The sequence below is a fragment of the Bradyrhizobium sp. Unk1 genome, from assembly GCF_059512345.1.
Genome location: NZ_JCAMOP010000005.1, coordinates 20,942 through 39,589 on the forward strand (window position 1 = coordinate 20,942; position 18,648 = coordinate 39,589).

General features: G+C 60.6%; 13 protein-coding genes and 1 pseudogene. 6 read left to right on the plus strand and 8 right to left on the minus strand.

What is annotated here, in order from left to right:
- Positions 1 to 39 precede the first annotated feature (39 nt).
- From AC5ZFO_RS07630 to AC5ZFO_RS07640, 3 genes are all read right to left on the minus strand, one after another.
- Positions 40 to 1,434: an ammonium transporter gene (locus tag AC5ZFO_RS07630; RefSeq protein WP_282520859.1), complete on the minus strand. Its 1,395-nt coding sequence runs from the start codon at positions 1,432 to 1,434 to the stop codon at positions 40 to 42.
- 529 nt (positions 1,435 to 1,963) lie between these two features.
- Positions 1,964 to 2,335 carry an amidase family protein gene (locus AC5ZFO_RS07635; RefSeq protein ID WP_282520858.1) on the minus strand — a complete coding sequence of 124 codons (372 nt, stop codon included), beginning with the start codon at positions 2,333 to 2,335 and terminating at the stop codon, positions 1,964 to 1,966.
- 81 nt (positions 2,336 to 2,416) lie between these two features.
- Positions 2,417 to 2,791 (minus strand): hypothetical protein, encoded by a 375-nt coding sequence (locus tag AC5ZFO_RS07640; RefSeq protein WP_496121869.1) that lies wholly within the window; start codon positions 2,789 to 2,791, stop codon positions 2,417 to 2,419.
- A 220-nt stretch (positions 2,792 to 3,011) separates the two neighbouring features.
- Between AC5ZFO_RS07640 and AC5ZFO_RS07645 the strand changes: the two genes are divergently transcribed.
- The gene (locus AC5ZFO_RS07645) at positions 3,012 to 4,178 is read left to right on the plus strand and encodes a serine hydrolase domain-containing protein (RefSeq protein WP_496121870.1); all 1,167 of its coding nucleotides are present in this window, start codon (positions 3,012 to 3,014) and stop codon (positions 4,176 to 4,178) included.
- 635 nt (positions 4,179 to 4,813) lie between these two features.
- On the plus strand, positions 4,814 to 5,014 hold the full coding sequence (locus tag AC5ZFO_RS07650; RefSeq protein ID WP_028156512.1) for a DUF6494 family protein: 201 nt from the start codon (positions 4,814 to 4,816) through the stop codon (positions 5,012 to 5,014).
- A gap of 410 nt (positions 5,015 to 5,424) precedes the next feature.
- Here AC5ZFO_RS07650 and AC5ZFO_RS07655 read toward each other — a convergent pair whose 3' ends face one another.
- From AC5ZFO_RS07655 to AC5ZFO_RS07670, 4 genes are all read right to left on the minus strand, one after another.
- Positions 5,425 to 8,640, minus strand: a complete 3,216-nt coding sequence (locus AC5ZFO_RS07655; protein ID WP_496121871.1) for an ATP-binding protein — start codon at positions 8,638 to 8,640, stop codon at positions 5,425 to 5,427.
- 594 nt (positions 8,641 to 9,234) lie between these two features.
- Entirely contained in the window at positions 9,235 to 9,849 is a 615-nt protein-coding gene (locus AC5ZFO_RS07660; protein ID WP_496121872.1) for a tetratricopeptide repeat protein, read from the minus strand.
- 1,979 nt (positions 9,850 to 11,828) lie between these two features.
- The gene (locus AC5ZFO_RS07665; RefSeq protein ID WP_496121873.1) at positions 11,829 to 12,656 is read right to left on the minus strand and encodes a universal stress protein; all 828 of its coding nucleotides are present in this window, start codon (positions 12,654 to 12,656) and stop codon (positions 11,829 to 11,831) included.
- Between the two features lie 766 nt (positions 12,657 to 13,422).
- Positions 13,423 to 13,692 (minus strand): DUF2312 domain-containing protein, encoded by a 270-nt coding sequence (locus tag AC5ZFO_RS07670; RefSeq protein ID WP_496121874.1) that lies wholly within the window; start codon positions 13,690 to 13,692, stop codon positions 13,423 to 13,425.
- 695 nt (positions 13,693 to 14,387) lie between these two features.
- Here AC5ZFO_RS07670 and AC5ZFO_RS07675 point away from each other — a divergent pair.
- From AC5ZFO_RS07675 to AC5ZFO_RS07690, 4 genes and pseudogenes are all read left to right on the plus strand, one after another.
- Positions 14,388 to 14,630 carry a hypothetical protein gene (locus tag AC5ZFO_RS07675; RefSeq protein ID WP_496121875.1) on the plus strand — a complete coding sequence of 81 codons (243 nt, stop codon included), beginning with the start codon at positions 14,388 to 14,390 and terminating at the stop codon, positions 14,628 to 14,630.
- Positions 14,631 to 14,632: 2 nt separating this feature from the next.
- On the plus strand, positions 14,633 to 14,908 hold the full coding sequence (locus AC5ZFO_RS07680; RefSeq protein ID WP_496121965.1) for an Hsp20/alpha crystallin family protein: 276 nt from the start codon (positions 14,633 to 14,635) through the stop codon (positions 14,906 to 14,908).
- Between the two features lie 312 nt (positions 14,909 to 15,220).
- A pseudogene (locus AC5ZFO_RS07685) lies at positions 15,221 to 15,631 on the plus strand (helix-turn-helix domain-containing protein); the annotation flags it as partial.
- Between the two features lie 190 nt (positions 15,632 to 15,821).
- On the plus strand, positions 15,822 to 16,805 hold the full coding sequence (locus tag AC5ZFO_RS07690) for a zinc-dependent alcohol dehydrogenase family protein (RefSeq protein WP_496121876.1): 984 nt from the start codon (positions 15,822 to 15,824) through the stop codon (positions 16,803 to 16,805).
- 9 nt (positions 16,806 to 16,814) lie between these two features.
- On the opposite strand, the gene AC5ZFO_RS07695 is transcribed toward AC5ZFO_RS07690, so the two are convergent.
- Positions 16,815 to 18,644 carry a PHA/PHB synthase family protein gene (locus tag AC5ZFO_RS07695; protein ID WP_496121877.1) on the minus strand — a complete coding sequence of 610 codons (1,830 nt, stop codon included), beginning with the start codon at positions 18,642 to 18,644 and terminating at the stop codon, positions 16,815 to 16,817.
- Between the last annotated feature and the right edge of the window lie 4 nt (positions 18,645 to 18,648).

The following is an 18,648-nucleotide window of genomic DNA, read 5'->3' on the forward strand; positions in this document are numbered from 1 at the left end:
CGCGGATGGCCGGATTCGTTCAACATTGCCGTCGGCGATCTAGTGCACGACCTCGCCATGCAGTGCGAGGTCGAGACCGTCGCGCTCCATATCCTCCGACACCCGCAAACCGATAAACAGCTTGATCACGTACAGGATGATCAGGCTGACGACGGCATCGTAGACAAAGACCGTGGCGACGCCGATGCACTGGTTGATGAACTGGCCCGGGTTTCCCTCCAGAGCCCCCGCGGTGCCGCCATATTGCTCGACGGCGAAGACGCCGGTGAGCAATGCGCCGACGATGCCGCCGACGGCGTGGACGCCGAAGCAATCGAGCGCGTCGTCATAGCTGAACATGTTCTTGAGCCCGGTGCATCCCCAGTAGCAGAGGACGCCGGCCGCGATGCCGATCACGAAGGCGCCGATCGGGCCGACGAAACCCGACGCGGGCGTGATGGCGACGAGGCCTGCCACCGCGCCCGAGCAGATGCCGACGACCGTCGGCTTGCCCTTGAGCGACCACTCGACCAGCATCCAGGTGAAGCCGGCGACCGCGGTCGCGATCTGCGTCACCAGCATCGCCATGCCGGCCTGCATGCCTGCCGTCACCGCGGAGCCCGCGTTGAAGCCGAACCAGCCGACCCACAGCAGCGAGGCGCCGATGAAGGTCAGCACCATGTTGTGGGCCGGTCCCGCCTCCTTGCGCTTGCCGAGCATGATGGCGCACATCAGGCCTGCCACGCCGGCATTGATATGCACGACAGTCCCGCCGGCGAAGTCGAGCACCTTGACCCAGGCGGCGTCGTTGCCGGAGGCGAAGATGCCGTCAGGGCCCCACACCCAATGCGCGACCGGCGCGTAGACGAAGATCGCCCACAGGCCGATGAACCAGAGCATCGCGGAGAACTTCATCCGCTCGGCGAAGGCCCCTGCAATCAGCGCGGGCGTGATGATCGCGAACGTCATCTGGAAGCAGATGTAGACGCTTTCGGGGATCGTCGCCGCGAGCGGATTGGGGTTGCCGATCCCGCCCTTGCCGATGTCGCTGAGGATGTCCTTCAGGAACATGCGGTCCAGCCCGCCGATGAACGGCGTGCCGGCGCGGAAGGCCAGGCTATAGGTCAGGATCGCGAACAGAATCGTAACTAGGCAAGTCACCGCAAAACTCGTCATCACGGTGTCGCCCACGTTCTTCTTGCGCACCATACCGCCATAGAACAGCCCGAGCCCCGGGACCGTCATCATCAGCACCAGCGCAACGGAGGTGAGCATCCAGGCGGTGTCGCCGGGATTGGGCGTGCACTTCTCGAGGATCTTGCCGCCGCAGGCTGGCGGGCCCGCATCCTCCGCGAGCGCAACGTCGCCGAGGGCGAGGTAGAGCAGTGCAATTCCCAGCAACGCGACCACCAATGTCACGAGCCTTTGGCGGGTGGATGTTTTTGATTCCATCATCGTCCTCCCAAGTCGCAAGAGATGTCTTCTGGGCCCTGTTTGAGTGGAACCGCAGAGATGATCATGCGCGCCGGCGCGACGACGCCAGCGAGATCAGCTCGGATTTTCGGGACACAATGAGCGCAGCTCGGCGCGATGAGGTCGTCGAGCGTCGATGGCTGGAGACTGGCACCGACCAGCCTCATGGCTTATCGGCCTTTCCCTTGTCGCCAGATCGGAAAGCGTCAGAGACGGTTCCAATTCTTGGTCAAAGGACGTGCAAGATTCGCACCATCGACACGATTCATTCAAGCTACTGAATGCGCTTCGATTCCAGTTTGCTGCTTTGCGGCAACCGCGCCACGCGCTGCTTCACGCAGCAGCCCATCGCCCAACGAATGAGCAGTGGCTGACGATGCCTATGCGGTTCGCATCAAGGGCGGCGCGGTCGGCTTGATCAGCGCAAACGCGATCTCGACGATGCCGGCGGCGAGCCCCACCGCCACGCCGATGCGCCAGGCCATGTTGTAGGAACCGAGCGCGTCGTAGATCAGCCCGCCGCCATAGGTGTAGTCACCGACCGCCGCTGCCGCTCCGTCGCCGGGTCGAGCGGGTCTTTGGCCGCCAGCACGTTCAATAGCATCGCCGCGTCGCGCACCGTCCGCGTCATCGGCCCTGCAGTGTCCTGGCTGTGCGCGATCGGCGCGATCCCGGCCCGGCTGACCAGCCCAACGGTAGGCTTCACGGTGACGAGGCCGTTTTGGCTCGCGGGATACAGCAGCGAGCCCGACGTCTCGATGCCGATCGAGGCTGCGCACAGGCCGGCCGCCACCGCGACAGCCGAGCCCGCGCTCGATCCGCCCGGCGGCACGACCGGGATGCCGCGATCATCCATCAGCGCCGGCGCGTACGGGTTCTTCACTTAACCGCCCATTGCGTGGCACTACGCCAACTGAAGCAATGGGCCAACTGCAGACATGCTCGAGTATGCAAGGTTGGCTAACTACTCGGGCAATCCGGCCGTCTGCAATGCCGCGCCGAGCTTCGTGGCGAGCGCCGGCGCGCAGTCAATACCGCCAAACTGCTGACTGATCCTAAAATTGGGCTGCAATTCAATTACGCGCGCAGCGGCTGCCTTCGCCTCGTCGAACCGGCGGAGCGTGACCAGGGGCCCGATCAGGATGACATAGTTGATGCTGTGCCCTGGATTGGACTGCACCGCCCGGTAAGCCGCCTTTGCCGCCTCATCCGGTCGCTCCAAAAGAAAGTGTCCGAGCGCCTGCGAGCCAAACGCCGCGAACGACCAGGAATCGAACGGAGACAGCCGCAGCGCGCGCTCGCCCCGCGCAATTGCCGGTTCCGCTTCGGCGGCCCACATGAGCACATGCCTTCCGGGATATCCCTGAATGCGGACATCGCTCAGTGCAGTTGGCATGTCTCGGACGGGCCAAACCCAGACACAGCGCCTACACGGGACTTAGGACGCTCTTCACCACGCATTTATAATCAACCTCTACGGTTCTATTATAATAAAGACAACCGAAACGAAAGGCGCTAAAGTTTGCTTGCGATCCAGCGTGTAATGGGGAGAGGCGCTCATGGCTTTATCGGACCCAAGCTCGGCGATCCAAAGCATCATAGACGCTGCTGTCAGCGATTACATGGCGATGGCAGTATACGTCTTTACGGATTTTGACGGCTCCGGCGTCCCCTCTGCAAAGTTCTTCTCTCCCTCTAAGATTGAGGTTTGGGACTCAAGCCATAGTTTCGTGAGCGCTGCGAACCTGCCAAATACTCTGTTCGAAATCGGATCCATTTCAAAAGTTTTCACATCCAGAATTTTTTACGGTCTTCAAGGCACATATGATGGAAATACGGTTGGGTCCTGCATGCCCTCGATTTCCCTGCCTGCAGCAATCAGCGGGATTCCGGTTGCCGACATCGTCACTTATGCTTCGGGGTTTCCGCAGGACAATGGCCTGCCTCCCGATCCGCGTGGACAATTCTGCCCGGCCAGTAACTTGCAGACCTTCGCCAAGCTCGTCGATTGGTTCAACAGCGGACAGAACTCGGCTTGGATCTGCCCCGCGGGCCAGTGCTACACGTATTCAAACCTTGCCTGGTCCCTCCTGGCTATCGTCGGCCTCAACCCGCAGAACCCCTACGTCGACGTCTATAATGCGTACAACGGGCAACTCGCGGAGCTGTGCGCGGATCTGGGCATGGGCAACACCGCGTTGTTCAATACGAACCAAGTTCCCAGCATGGCGTGTGGATATGACGGGACGACGGCTTTCACCGTAAACCAGAGCTACCTGCCGTGCCCACCGATGGTGTTCGGGAGCGGATCGATCGTCAGTAGCGCCTCGGACATGCTTCAATGGTTGCTCTACAATATGGGCCAACTGCAGCCTTCGCCAACGGAATTCGCCATCCTGCAGACGCAGCAGCAGACCGGCTCGGCCCGTGGCCAATGCGGTACGACGGGCACCTGCAGCGTGCAGGCGCAGGGCCCCACGGTCGGAATTGGATGGTTCTTTCCGAATATCGCCGGTGCCGCGGGACGTGTCCTGTCGAAAGATGGGGGCGTACCAGGCTTCAGCTCGTGGATGGGGTTTGAGAGCTGGGTTCAGAACGGCGCAAACGCTCCGTCGTGCAATGGCGTAGTGGTTCTGTCCGCTGGCGCCCTCGCTTCGCCAGTGGGACAGAAAATTATGTCCACTCTTCTGAACGCCGAGGTCGAGGCTGGTTTGTCGTCGAGTTGACCTAAGTCCGGGCCTGTGCTTTCGACGACAGTGTGACGGACAATCCTGCGAAGGGCCTGAACGTCTATGATTTCGATGATCCGGCCTCGCTCTCAGGCAGAGCTGAATCGCCTGCCGCAACTCATCCATGACGTGCCGTGCTTCCCGTCGCATGAGGCCATTACGCGCCAACCAACCCGTCGGTCCTCCGGCGCGCCACCTCGGTACCGAACTGGGTCGCTAGAAGCACTCCTGTTTGGGCCTGAAGAGGCGAATAAAGGTGCGAAGAGGACGCACGACAGTTTGTTCCTCGATTTCGCGCAAAGTCCCCGCAAATCCGACCTGTAAGATGCACTAGGTCAGCCCTTCGACGTCGGCTGTGGGTCAAGCTCGGAAGTCGGCGGGTCCATGGTAGATGGTCCGCTCTGCCACTGTGAGCGGACATCACCGGATCCGCGGTTCAGGTCCGCGAAGGGCCAGAAGCGGAAGCACTCCACTGAGTGAGATTTCGCTTCCAGGTGTAGTCTTCAGCTTCGGGCCGAGGTTGCAGGCAATCAGGTTGAGGAGGAAGTCGGTGGCGACGCGAGCGAGGCCTCGATGTTTCGTCATTGCTCGCCTCGTGCTAGACTTTGCCTGCCCGATCAGGGAGAACAGCCATGACCGCCGAGTTCGATGAAGACCGCTTCAATATGGCTATCCGTAAATTTCTGAAGCATGTCGGAGTTACATCGCAGCGTGAAATTGAGAACCTAGTGCGTAGCGGAGAGGTGAAGGGTGGCAAGCTCAAACTGCGAATGACCTTGTCCGCGGAGGGGACGCCGCTGAACCATGTGGTCGAGGAAACAGTCGCGCTCTGACGATTGTCCCGGCTGTGGGAAGCCATGGCCCTGATCCTCACGAAGGCTACCATTGCGGTCGCCGGCCGAACGTCGCCTTCGGGTCAAGCTCGGAAGTCGGCGGGTCCATGGTAGATGGTCTGCTCTGCCACTGTGAGCGGACATCACCGGACCCGCGGTTCAGGTCCGCGAAGGGGTCACATCCGGACTCATGCAGCGCAACAAGATACGCACTCAGCCGATCACTTTATCAGTGCGCGCGAGTACCATCGGGAGTCGAACCTTGCAATTCGATTCGAATTGCGCGGCGCTTCATTCGGCTAACTTTGTGCGTCGGCGCCAAGTTCGAGGCTATGTCCTGCGATTGGGCTGAATCTTGGCCTCCAGGCCGCGCATCACCGGCTCCAACGGTCCGATCTCAGGCGCCAATACTAGTTCAACACTCTCACCAGATCATCAGCCTCGCGCAGATCGCGGGAAGTTTCCGCGGATGCGAATTTCGCCCGGGTCGATATTAGCAGGTCTCGTGCCTCAGTGCGTCCGGATGCGCTCTCGCCTGCGCTGACCAGGCGCGCGATGCTGATCGCCGTGCGCAATTCCCAACCGACCGCCCCGAACTTCCTGGCAGAGGCAAGCGAGCGCTTGAACAAGCGCATGGCGGCCCGGTCGTCCCGCGATGGATCGCGACACAGCAGCGAGCCGTGGATCCGGTAGATCTCGGGAGCTGCCCAGCGCTCGCCGGTTTGCTTCACCAGGGCCTCAGCCGAGGCAGCGAAGTTTCGAGCCCTGCCCATCTGCCCGATCCGTCCGAATTCCGTGGCAAGCAGAATTCGATAGAGCGGCATCTGGATGCACCGGTTCTCGGCGGGCAGTTTATCGAGCAGGCCGCATAGCTTCTCGAGCACGTCCGGCGCGGGGCCTCGTGCCGCCAACGCTGCGGTTGCCCACAATGGACCGATGACCCGGTACATCGGATAGCCATACTCGTCAGCGACCTTCAGACCACGCTTCACGCTGGCAAGGTTCTCCGCAAGGTCACCCTCATACCAGTGATCGGCGACGCCGAGAATGGAGGCAAAAGCCACCATGAACGGATGTCCGATCTCGTTCGCAAGCTGCCGCGCCGTCACGCAGCACTCTCTGGCCCGGGCGGGCCGGCCCAACAGCCATTCAATGTGTCCGGAATAGACGAGCGATACAATTAATGGATCATGCTGATAGATCTGGACCAGCTTGCCGTGCCCGCGCGGATTGTAGCGAGCGCTGACCAGAGCCGCGAGCTCACTCGCCTGCTGCAAACGACCTAGGAAGAAATTGGCGATCACGGCGGCGGTGTAGGCCATGAGGGCGGCCTCGTCGTTGCGCCACTCTTCTGCCCGCCGGACGAAATTTTCCGCGTGTTCGAGGCCCGTGGTGAGCTCGCAGTTGACCAGCTTGGCTATGGTACCTCCCCACAGCACCGTCGCCTTCTCGCGAATGGTGCCATGGCTCGCGCAAAGCTCGAGTGCACGACTGTAGGGGCCATAGACGTTCGGGTCGGACCATCCGGCGTTGGCCGTGTACGCCATCGCCAGATTGGATTGCAGTCCGATTTCAGCCTCGAAGCGCCGTGGCGTCGCCGGCATCTTGGATATCAGCGAGAGGCCTTCGCGAAGGTGAGCCACGGCTTCCTTGGTGGCAGATCTGCGCAGCGCGGATTTTCCAGCCTGGAGCCAGGCCTCGATCGCCTCCGGAATGTTGCCTGCGCGCGCATAATGATAGCCTAATACCGCCGGCTGGCCGCTTTCTTCAATGGAGACTTCCTGGAGCAGCCACGATGCCACGCGCGCATGGAGTTCACGCCTTTCCTCCATGAGCAACGAGGAGTACGCGACTTCCTGTATCATCGCATGTTTGAACGTGAAGACCTCGCCTTGAGGTTCCTTGCTGCGATACACGATCCCCGCTCTCTCGAGAGCTCGCAACGCCTGTGGCAGCGTTTGGCTCTTATCCGGAAACACGTTGAAAATGCCTTCATAGTCGAAACGCCTTCCGAAAACGGAGGCGATCTGGGCGACGCGCTTGGCAGGACCGAGACGATCAAGGCGCTCCATCAGGGAATCGTGAATACTTGACGGCACCAGGGGTTCCGGCAACTTCGGCACAGGGCTTTCGGCGGCCGGCGGGACCGCACCGGCATCGACGACGGCCCGCGTGAACTCCTCGACAAAGAGTGGCACGCCGTCGGTCCTTTCCACGATCTGGCTGGTAATCTGGCGCGGCACGAAATCGCTGCCCGCGACGGCTGCGACCATCTGCTCGCATTCATGCGCTGCCAGCTTCCGGAGGGGGATCCGTCTAATTGCCGTGCTTGACAACCAGTCGGCCTTGTAATCATCGCGATGCGTGATCAGGACCATGATCCGCTCGCCAGGACAGCGAGCCATCACGCGTACCAGCAGTTCGATGGTGGTCGGGTCCATCCACTGGACGTCCTCGACGATCCCGAGGATCGGCTGCTTGCGCGAGGCGGCGACAAGAGCGTCGACGAACACCTGAAACGCGCGCTCGCGCTCCAGGGGAGATCCGAAATCCGCGGGCTCGTATCCCGCGCATGCGGGAATCGATAGCACCGCCCCGTAGTAACGAAGCGCCTGCTTGAGATCGGTGACGGCGCTCGCCAACAACGCTTGTAGTTTTGCCAGCGCGAGTTCCGCGTTGTCGGTCTCGTGGATGCCAGTCGCGCGTATGAGGCGCTCGATTTCCGGGGCAAGCGGCGTGTTGATGTGGAACGGTGAACATTGCAGCGACAGAACATCACGCGGAGACGCACCGAGCGAACTGCGGAACTGGCGGATCAAACGTGACTTGCCGATGCCGGGCTCGCCGGAGATGACGCCAACTTGTCCCGAGCCGGCGAGAGTCTGCTGCCACATCTCGGCAAGTAACGCACTTTCGCTGGTTCGGTTTATCATCGGGGCAAGAGGCGACCTCCGCGCTCGGTCGAACCTGCTTTCGTTTGACCCAAGTGCCTCTGCACGCCAAGCCTCGACCGGCTCCTCTACGCCCTTGAGAGCTTGTCGGCCAAGCGGCGCATAGCTGAAGGTTCTGCGGGTCAGATCGTAAGTGCGCGAGCCGACTACGATGCCGTTCTCACTCGCGAGTCCTTGCAGGCGGGCAGCGACATGCGCCGTACTGCCGAACACTTCCCGTCGATCGGGGGGCTCGCCGGGCACGCTGCCGACGACGACGACCCCGGTGTTGACCCCGATGCGCACGCCCAGGCGAACGAAGCTGCCGTCCGACAGCAGAAACTTGTGTTCCTTGATCGCCGCGGCAATCGCCAGAGAGGCGCGGACCGCGCGCTCAGGATCATTTTCATGGGCTTGCGGGACGCCAAAAAATGCGAGCAACCCGTCACCAATCATTCTGGCGATATGACCGCCGTAGCGGCGAATCTGCTCGTCGCAGATATCGCGGTAAGTTCTGATAATCGCGAAGAACTCCTCGGGATCGATCCGCTCGCTGAGGGGTGTCGAACCGACAATGTCGATAAATGTCACGGTGAGCTGGCGGCGTTCGGCATGCGGAGCCTCATTCTCGACATTCGGCGGCCCCTGTGTCCGCTGAAGTCCGCCCAAACGATCGGGCTTCGGCTCGCTGCTCATGACCCACCAAGTTCACTTTCCGCCGTACCCGCCGCGAGGCAAGATAGACGGCGAGCCGCATCCAGTTGACGCTGCCGAGCGGCCCGTGCCCAGGCAGACAGTTCCAGGGATTGAATACCATGTGCTCGCAGTCGTACAGCGCATTCTGCGTCAAACTCTTGAAATGCCAGTGCCTCCTGGGCGCACTTTAGGACGGGTCCATGGCCGCGAAGCGTCCCCGACGGCATCCGACGAGACGGCGTGCCGTACCCTTTTGGAGAAATCGAACACGACGTCATCGCCGCCTTGTTGCGTGCGCGGGTGCGGATCCCCCACAAGCGATTCCTGAAGAAAGCTTTTCGATCGGCCCAAAACGCAGACGTCCACCATCTGATGTCCTCATTCGACCACCGGGAGGACCGACCAAATAGCGCACTACCTTGTGCTCGCCGACCTCGGCTTCGGGTCACAAGCGGCGGTCGAGGCAAGCGCGGCCCCGCGTCCGTCCGCCGCCGATAGTCGACATCACAATAGCCTCGGTCTTGTGCGGCTAAGGGCCACGAACAGACGTGGCCTCACCTGTCGCGTTAACGCCGAGCTCTGACCGCTGCTGTCCTAATAAACCAGGCTAGTGCCGGGCGGCTTCTCTAGCGCGGCGGCCAACGACCGGTACTCCTCGCAGCCAGTCCCGCAAATGGATGCAATCCGGCCGAGATTATAGAGCGCTTGCTCGCGGTTGCCCCGCTCGAGCTGCCACAGTCCATAATACTGCCACGTCAGCACGTGGTTCGGATCGGCCTTGAGCGCGCGCTCGTACCAGACCTGCGACTGCTCGTAGTCACCGAGCTTGCGGTAGGAGTAGCCGATGAGGTTGGCGACGTTTGGATTGTCGTCGTGGCCGAGCGTTTTCAATTGCTCAATCGCAGAGGCATAGTCAGTGCGGTCGTAGATCGCCGAATAAGCTGCGCGATACCCATGAGCAAAGGCGGGGGCGTCGAACAGGGACTGCTTGGCTTTTTTGGCCTTGGGCGCGTGAGTGGCCTTGGCACCCGACCGCTTCGGGTATGACGAAGGTGGATAAACGGAGCGTTGCCCCATCCCGCTATAGTCTGCGTCACTGCCACCTGGCTCAGTGCCCGGGGCCGCAACAGCCGAAGTGACCGAGAACGCAACGATCAGCGCAATCGAACACTTTGCCAGCGTCGCAATCCTGATCATCAAGTTGGTCATAGAAGCCTCCTGCAAGCTACGCCTTCGAGCTCCCACTCCAGCCGAACATGTTAACTCCGGCTTATCTCAAACATTCCTGGAATGATATTTAGAAGAACGAGATTTGGTGTGACAGCAATGTTGTCTTATGAGCCGGTCAATGTCCGCAGCGGGTCAAAAGCTGATGGTGCCGGAGCAGGAGTCCGCTGTCTCTTCTCGCGCGATAAGCGGACATATGGCTGCCGATCCCTTTCTGGCTTTGCTCAGACGCATCAGCGGCGTGCGTCTCAAGTGCTGTGGTAGCAAAGATCTTTCCGAGCCCAATCCCTGCCAGTGTAAGCCCGTTGCGACGGCATATCGCCGCGTGGATTTATGGTGCGCTCGGAGGGCGTTCGCATTTTGCGTAATTTCAATGATTTACCAGAAGGCACTTCGACAAAGGTGCATTTCCTCCGCTCAAGTACCTTTCAGCGCAACGGTTCGAGCATCAGCCCGGTCACTGTTGGCCGCCGGTTTCGAGCTGTTGCGAAACGGCCTCTGCACAAAGTGCAACAGGTGCGGCCCCACAACTGGGTCCTCTTTTGTGTGGGGTCGGCGAAAGTTGCCCACCACGCATACCATTGTGTCCATTGCGCTCAGTTTCGAATGTCCATTCGGAGTGAGCCGCCGCAGAAGAGCGAAAGCCCACCGACTCGGTGGGCTTTTTGCTGCACTAGCAAAAATGAGGATCGCTCATGGACGAGGGGGCTCGACGAAATTGCGGTGGGTTCTACGCAGCTGTAGGAACCCGGCCCCGCTGCACGCCGGCACTTAATGACGGCATTTTACTAGCATCATGCAGGTAAAACACAGTGCGATCCATTTTCTGGAAGTCTTTTCAAATCCTTACGGCGCATTCTATGCGCATTTCCGCGGTGGACCTTCGCGTGCTTGACCTTATGCGAACCGGGCACTCGAAGAACTCGAAGCCGAGCAGGAGCGTTGTGCTCCACGTTGGAATTTGGCAGTGGCCGGATTCGATTTTGGCACTGGCCTTCCCACTCAGCGCACTGCCCGATCAATCCAACGGTAGAACCCGCCCCTGAAGGATCAATGCTAACCCTCCGCCTGTGCGTATTGCAGCGGAAGATGAGTCCATTGCAGATAAGAACGAGTCCCTCTGCCGTCGAATGAGAGGACCATGCCGCCGCTAATGCGGCTCCTCCGGATGGCGGCGGCGCGGTGTAGTGGGCCATCAGCTTGAGGTGGGCGCTGAGGTTCCTGGGCGGGTATGGCGCAATCTCATAGTAGTGCCGCACGCCAGCTTCCGCCGCGAACGGTTTGAGGACGCTGGAATACAAAATCGCCTCCGGCTGGACTTTCCGTAGGCCTTCAGCCCATTTGAAAACGATTGCCGAACCATCCTGGTTCGCGCTCGTTGTGCTTTGGCCGAGAGGATCCGGCTTGAGCTTCAGATATCACTCGTCGACCTTGATACCGTAACCGTCCGAGGTTGTCCCGTCCGTCAGGTTCGTTCCTTGCTGCGTGGACGATCCATTCGAGCGCGATATCCGAGAGGCGGGCCTCGTTTTCCGGGTATCCTCTTCCGTCGTTCACGGCACCGGAAACCGCCGGAGGTTATCCACGCGACGCGAAGGCCGACCCAACGAGGCCCTATGTGATGTGGCCTGGCACGCAATACGAGCATTTGATGCTGCCGGCCCGCTGATCTCGCGATCCTGCATCCGCGCCAGTACGGTTCTGTGCGGGGCGCGCGCGATGAAACGCGCGTCCCCTATCGATCCTACTGCGCCGCATGAGTCCGCTTGTGGCCCTTCGCGACATATTGCAGCGCCACGCAATCTCGGTTGCGAACAAGGCATCGCAGAAGTTGACGGACAGCCGTTATTGCAGAACACGACGCTTGAGACCCGAAGTCGCGGTCCCGGAAGGTCCGGGCTGCCCATTCACAGCCGTGTCCCACATCGAGCTTCGCCCTTGCTCGGCCCGAGACGAGCGTTTCAATGCGACATTATCACCCAGCAAGGTGGCCGCCCGATGATAGTCTTGGTCGCGCCGCCCCAGACCCATTCGCTCAACCGATAATGACCGTAGGCCCCCATGACCAAGAGATCCGCGCCTCTAACTTTGACCTCCGCCTCGAGTATCTTTCCGACGGAACTGCCATCAATCCGTACCGTTTCGAAGCTTGCGCTAATGCCATGTTCGGCCAGATGGCGGACCACTGCCGCACCCGACTGCTGCTCCGCCAGGGTGTTGCCGTCGGTCGCTGTGATGATCTGCACATCGCGAGCACGGCGCAGCATCGACAGGGCATCGCCAACGACTCTTGCAGCCGGCGCGCTATGGTCCCAGGCAACGATAATCCGGTCGAAGTTGACAGGCAGCTCGGCGGCGAGTTCTTCCGGGCACAACAAAATCGGTCGACCTGATTGAAAAATCAATCCCTCGATGACCCTTTCCGCTTGGTCATCGTCCGGCTTGACCGGAACAATCGACAAATCCTTCGGGCGTGCGCATAGCGCAAGGTGTTTCGGGGCATCCCCCGCTCTCAAATGCGCAACCCTCTGTACGTTGCGTACCCCGACCTCGGCGACGGCGGTATCGAACGCTTTCAATAAGCCTTGCGCATCCGCAGTGCTTCTGACCTCATCGGGGAAATCGGCAGAGATCATGACTTGCGGCCGAACAGAGACATCCTCTTCGACAACCAGCGCAGTGATCTCGGCGTCGAAACTCGCCGCCACATTAACGCATTTCGCGATCGCTGCAATTAATCTTGGGCTTGGGTTCCCAATGAGCGGCAAAAGCATATCCTTGATAGCCATTAGCGCTTCTCCGAGAATAGCCGTATTCTAGCTGATCCCAATGTCGCCTATTTGACGCAGGTCAACCCTTGCCCGACTTCGTGTATATGGTCGCCTGCGGCGAAGTCTATGCCAGCAATCGGTGCGATTTTTGAGCGCCGCCTACACAAAAGCAGAACTTCACTGGGTAGCGCGAGGCGCTGACCGCACTGGACCTACCAGTATCTATCGAGAGTCTGCAGCCCGAATTTCATGCCTCTCACTCCATACAAGCATTCCGATGCGATCTGCTGTAACCCGGGATCGAATACTGAAGGCGCGGCCGCCGGGACTGCCGTCCTAGCTTTCCAAAGGGTTTGTTTGTTGCGGCGCATGAGTCCGGAATTGGCGCCATGACCGGACATGCCGCCCCGCTCCACTGCGATCGCCTCGCGGGGCCTCCTCATGCTCCGGTGGGATTGAAAACCGGGCTGGTGCGTTGGCGCGCGATGCGTACGCTGCGCTCGGTCAGGTCACGCAACTGCACGAACATCATCGCAGTCATCAATACGTCGTTGAACGCATCAGACCAGCAGGCGCGGCCCGATGAATCGCAGAAAGCTTGGCAACACCTTCCAGACGATCGGCGCCGAAGATGTTTCTCCCGGTGCACACGTCATGCACACGCCGCCTTGAACCGATTGAAAAACTTGAACTCTCGCTCCAATCCCATGATTGGACGGCACAGGTTTGCGCGCATCGCACGGAAGAATTCCATGCGATGCGGTCCCTGAATTCTTGCAGGGTCTCACGCCGCCTTCGCGGCTTTGTCTGCCGGGGCGGTGTTCATGGCGCGCATGTAGAGATCGAGCAGTGACTCGCGCTCGTCGCGCTCGTCCTGGTCCTGCTTGCGCAGCTTGATGATCTCCTTGAGGATCTTGACGTCGAAGCCCTCGCCTTTGGCTTCCGAAAAGACTTCCTTCTTCTGCTCGTTCAACTCCTGCAGCTCGGTGTCCAGGTTCTCGATCCGCTCGACGAAGGAACGAATTTTTCCGCCGGGAATGGTGATGTCTGACATGGTGCCTCCTTGCCTGAATGAGGCCGTGAAAATGAGAGCAAAGAGATAACCAATCTCTTAACCTGGGTCGGTTCGAAAGCAGCTAGTCAGGGTATTGATCAGCTCGGGAACCCTATCGCGCGCCCCTCCTCGCGGTAGCCTGCGAACTCCGCCCGGTTCGGTGATCTACCGAGCCTCGGACCGGATCTAGGTCAGGCCGTTGCCTACAATTCGCAAGACCTCTGCCTCATCGCCTCGTTTTCAATATAGACGGTCCCGTTTGCGACCGACCCGCGCGATATCTCAGGGATCTTTGACGAAGCCGACCACGGGAAATTTCCCTCGCTGGACCGTCTTCACCCTCCACCGGGCTTCAGTCCGCTCCGATCGGTACGTTGTATCAACGCGCTTGGAGACGATACCTTCGAAGTTCAACCGTACTGCGGTCTCGAAGAGCTCCTGTCCGTCGCCATCAGCATGCTCGCTGTAGCTGCAAAGACCAAGACATCGAGCTTGTGAAGCGATGCAAGCTCACTGGGTACGCTCCTGCCTTATTAGGTCAACCTCGCTGACGCGCACCCTTTGCTTGCGGGCTGCCTCATCATGACCAGCCTTTCCGCCTCCAAATAACTCAGCCATTTTTGCGCTACGTCAAGGCCGGCGCGAGCGGGCGGAGCACAATTTCCGATATTTCTTCAACCTGTGGGAGAGAGCAGATGAGCCTTCCGAGATTGTGGACCACCAGCCAGGAACCTGCGTTCGACCCGTTCAGGGCCATGCGACGCGAAGTGGAAGACGCGCTTCGCGCTTTCAATCAGGGTTCGTCCTCTCCCAGTATTGGGGCAGGCGAGCCGGCAATCAATGTGGCTGAAACGAAGGAGGCCTTCGAAGTGACCGCCGAACTTCCCGGCGTGGACGAGAAAGATATCAAGGTATCAGCCTGGACGGCAACCAGCTAGTCATCTCCGGCGAGAAAAAGGCGGAGAGCAAGAAAGACGAAAAGAACTGGCATGTCGAGGAGCGCAGCTACGGCTCCTTCTATCGATCGATGTCTCTGCCTTTCGAGCCGGAAGACGGAGCCGTCGAAGCTCATTTCGACAAGGGCGTGCTGCATCTCGCTATCAACAAGCCCGCCAAGGCCGTGAAGACCACCAAGACCATCGATATCAAGACAGGAGCTCCACCGAGCGCGAACCCAGTATCGGATAAGGCCACGGCGCCCGGCAAGGCTGCCTAGTCCTGTACAGTCTTCGTAACAAACCGGAGAGCCGGACCATGCGGTCTCCGGGGTTTGTCATTCCCGTTCTTCCGATGCCGTGATGAGATCCGCGGCGGGCTGCGCTGTCGGTCTGAAAGAGCCGCCTGCTGCGCTTCTACGATACGACGAGAGCTCCGATGAAAAGCCAGTTCACTCGATTGACGAGCCCGAGCAGGGGTGGTCGAGATTGCGTATTTCACGGACGTCCCGGCCCACACCGAGCCAGCGCGTAAGTCTTTCGACCAAGCCTCCCGCGACGGAGTGCAGAGTTGACGCCTCAAAGCCTTCAGCGCAACGGATCGGCTTGCCGTCGAGGCCCCATCATCGACACCACGGTGCGCCTGGTGAAGTGCGCGAGCCTCGAGAAGGCCACCGGCACCGGCATCCAGGTTGCCCGCAAGCTCTGGACGATGACCGCCTCCGAGCTGCGCCACGCTGATAATCACATGCTGCTGCTCCGGCGCAAGACTGCGATGGAGCGCGTCGCCATCTCCCTGCTGGAGATGGATCGGCGCCTCGCCGTCGCCCCGCATGATGGCGCTGCCGACGTGCCGCCGCGACATCGGCGACTATCTCGGCCTCACGCTCGAGACCGTGTCGCGTGCGCTGTCGCAGCTTCACGTCCAGGGCATTCTCGGCTTTTCCCGTGCCTGCCAGATCGTGCTGCGCAACCGCCAGCGCTTGCGGACTCTCGATGCCTGATCGCTCAAGTTACGGGCGCGGTCCATTATCCGCTGAGCGGCCTGTTGCCGCTTCTCACGCCACTGGTTGCGATCGCGTCTAGAGCCTGCGGAAGCCGCCTGTTGCGCCCCCTTAGCGGACGGCGCACACTGGCACTAAATCCGCCAGGTACGACTGCACGATGCATTACAAGCCGTAACGGAAATGCGACATGTACGCGATGGTTCTCTCCGCCCGCGGCGCGCCGTTGACATTCCAGCAACGACCCGACCCGATCCCCGCCCCCCGCGAGGTCCGCGTCAAGGTCAGTGCCTGCGGCGTATGCAGGACCGACCTGCACGTAGTGGATGGCGAGCTTCCCGGAATTCCCTATCCAATCATCCCGGGGCATGAAGTCGTCGGCCGAATCGATGCGATAGGCGCGGGCGTAGACGAGCTGAAGCTGGGCATGCGTGTAGGTGTTCCCTGGCTCGGCCACACCTGCGGCCAATGTTTCTATTGCCGCGCGGACAAGGAAAATCTCTGCGATCGTCCCAAATTCACCGGCTACACCCGCGACGGCGGCTTTGCTAGTCATGTCGTTGCCGATGCCAGATTTTGCTTTCCGCTTGGCGAGCGCGGCGATGACGCAGCCCTTTCGCCTCTACTCTGCGCCGGACTAATCGGCTGGCGATCCTTGGCAATGGCAGGCGATGGCAAGACGCTCGGCATCTATGGCTTCGGCGCTGCCGGCCATATCGTGGCGCAGGTGGCGCGTGCACAGGGGCGGACCGTCTACGCCTTCACCCGTGGCGACGACCAGGACGCACAGCGACTTGCGCTTTCCCTCGGCACAGACTGGGCCGGCGCCTCGGAGGACATTCCGCCGACCGAGCTCGATGCCGCCATCATCTACGCACCGGTCGGGGCATTAGTGCCGCTTGCCTTGCGCTCGGTGCGCAAGGGCGGGCGCGTTGTGTGCGCCGGCATTCACATGTCCGACGTTCCGACGTTCCCCTACTATATTCTCTGGGGTGAACGGCAGATCGTATCAGTTGCTAACCTGACCCGAAAGGACGGCATCGATTTTCTCGCCGCCGCGGCGAGGACCAACATTCAGACCTACACGACGGTATTTCCGCTCTCGCAGGCCAATGAAGCGCTCGCCTGTCTGAGGGAAGGCAAGCTCGTTGGCGCAGCCGTTTTGCGTCCCTGACCGCCGCGTCTACTGCTCAAGCACGTAAGAGCCCGGCGCGTCATCCAAAGGCGCGCTTTTTTCTGCCGCGCCCGCCGGCAAGGAGGCCGGAACGGGCTGACCGGAATGCGCGGCGAGAAATCGCGTCCACTCGGTCCACCATGATCCCTCGTGAGACGGCGCGCGCTTGATCCATTCGTCCGGGCCGAGATAGGGATCATGGGCCTTCCTGGCGAGCACCTGGTAGCTATGCCCTTCCTCGCTTGGTGGCGCGACGATGCCGGCATTGTGGCCGCCACCCGTCAGGACGTAGGTGATGTCTGCATCGGCAAGGAAATTGATCTTGTAGGTCGATTTCCAGGGCGCGACATGGTCGCGCAACGTACCGACGACAAACATCGGCATATGGAGATCCGAGAGAGCGACCGGCCTGCCGTTGACCTGGTAGCGCCCCTCGGCGAGATCATTGTTGAGGAACAGACGCCGCAGATAGTCGGAATGCATTTGATAAGGCATGCGCGTGGCGTCGGAATTCCACGACATCAGCTCGCTCGGTGCGGCGCGCTCTCCGACCAGATAATCCCGCACGACGCGCGACCAGAGCAGGTCGTTGGTCCGCAACATCTGAAAGGCCCCGGCCATCTGTGCCGTTCCGAGCAGCCCCTGCCGCCACATCATATCCTCAAGGAACGAGACCTGGCTTTCATTGATGAACAAGGTGAGCTCGCCAGCTTCAGTGAAATCGGTCTGCGCCGCGAGCAGTGTCGCTGTTCGCAGGCAGTCGGGTCGCTCGCGAGCCAGTCTGGCTGCCGCAATCGACAACAGCGTGCCGCCGAGGCAATACCCCGCGGCGTGAATGGCCTGTCCAGGCCGAAGCGAGTTGATGGCGGCGATGGCAGCATCCACGCCGAACTCGCGGTAGTCTTCGAGGCTGAAATTGCGATACTCAGGCGTTGGGTTCTTCCAAGAGATCATGAAGACGGTGAAACCGCTTTCGACCAGATAGCGGACGAGAGAATTGCGCGGCGACAGATCGAGAATGTAGTACTTCATGATCCAGGCAGGCACGATCAGAACGGGTTCGGGCCGCACGGTCGGCGTCGTCGGAGAATATTGGATTAGCTCGATCAGCTCGTTGCGATAGACGACTTTGCCGGGTGTGATCGCAACATCCTTACCCGCGACGTAAGTCTGATCGCTCCTCAGCCTTGCACCGGCGAGCAGAGCCTGCCAATCCTCGGCAAAATTGTGCAGGCCGTAGACGAAATTGCCCCCGCCGGTCTCCATGATCTTGCGCAGAACCTCGGGATTGCTAATGGCGAAGTTCGTCGGAGCCACCGTATCCAGGCATTGGCGAAGCGCGAAGTCGGCGATTGCCGCGTTCGAATGGGCCAGTCCGTGAATACCGATCGTCGTCGAATGCCACCATTGTTGGGTCAGCAGGAAAGCCTGGGCCAGGAGATTGAAGGACGGCAGCTCCCAATCTGAGCCAGTGAAACGACGGTCGTTCTCCGGCGGCCTGATCACTGACCAAGGCTGGAATATCGCATGCCTCGGCACCATAGCATCGACAAGATCAGACGCATTCTGGATCGCCCGGCCGGCAAGACTGGCCTGCTTACCGGGTGAGGCCAGGAGGTGCAGTTGCCAGTCGGCAAAAGCCAGGGCCAGCGCTGCCGGCGAGATGCCGCCCGTAAAGCGCGCCAGCGCCGCGTGGAAGGATCGGTCGATGGCATCGACGGCTGCATCGGACCCGGACGGCTGCGCTGGCACCATTGCCTCAGCAACCGGGGGCTCGACGGGGACCTGGTCAGAATTCGAAGCTATGGGAATGCGGCTGACGGATGCTGGAGGCGACATGGTG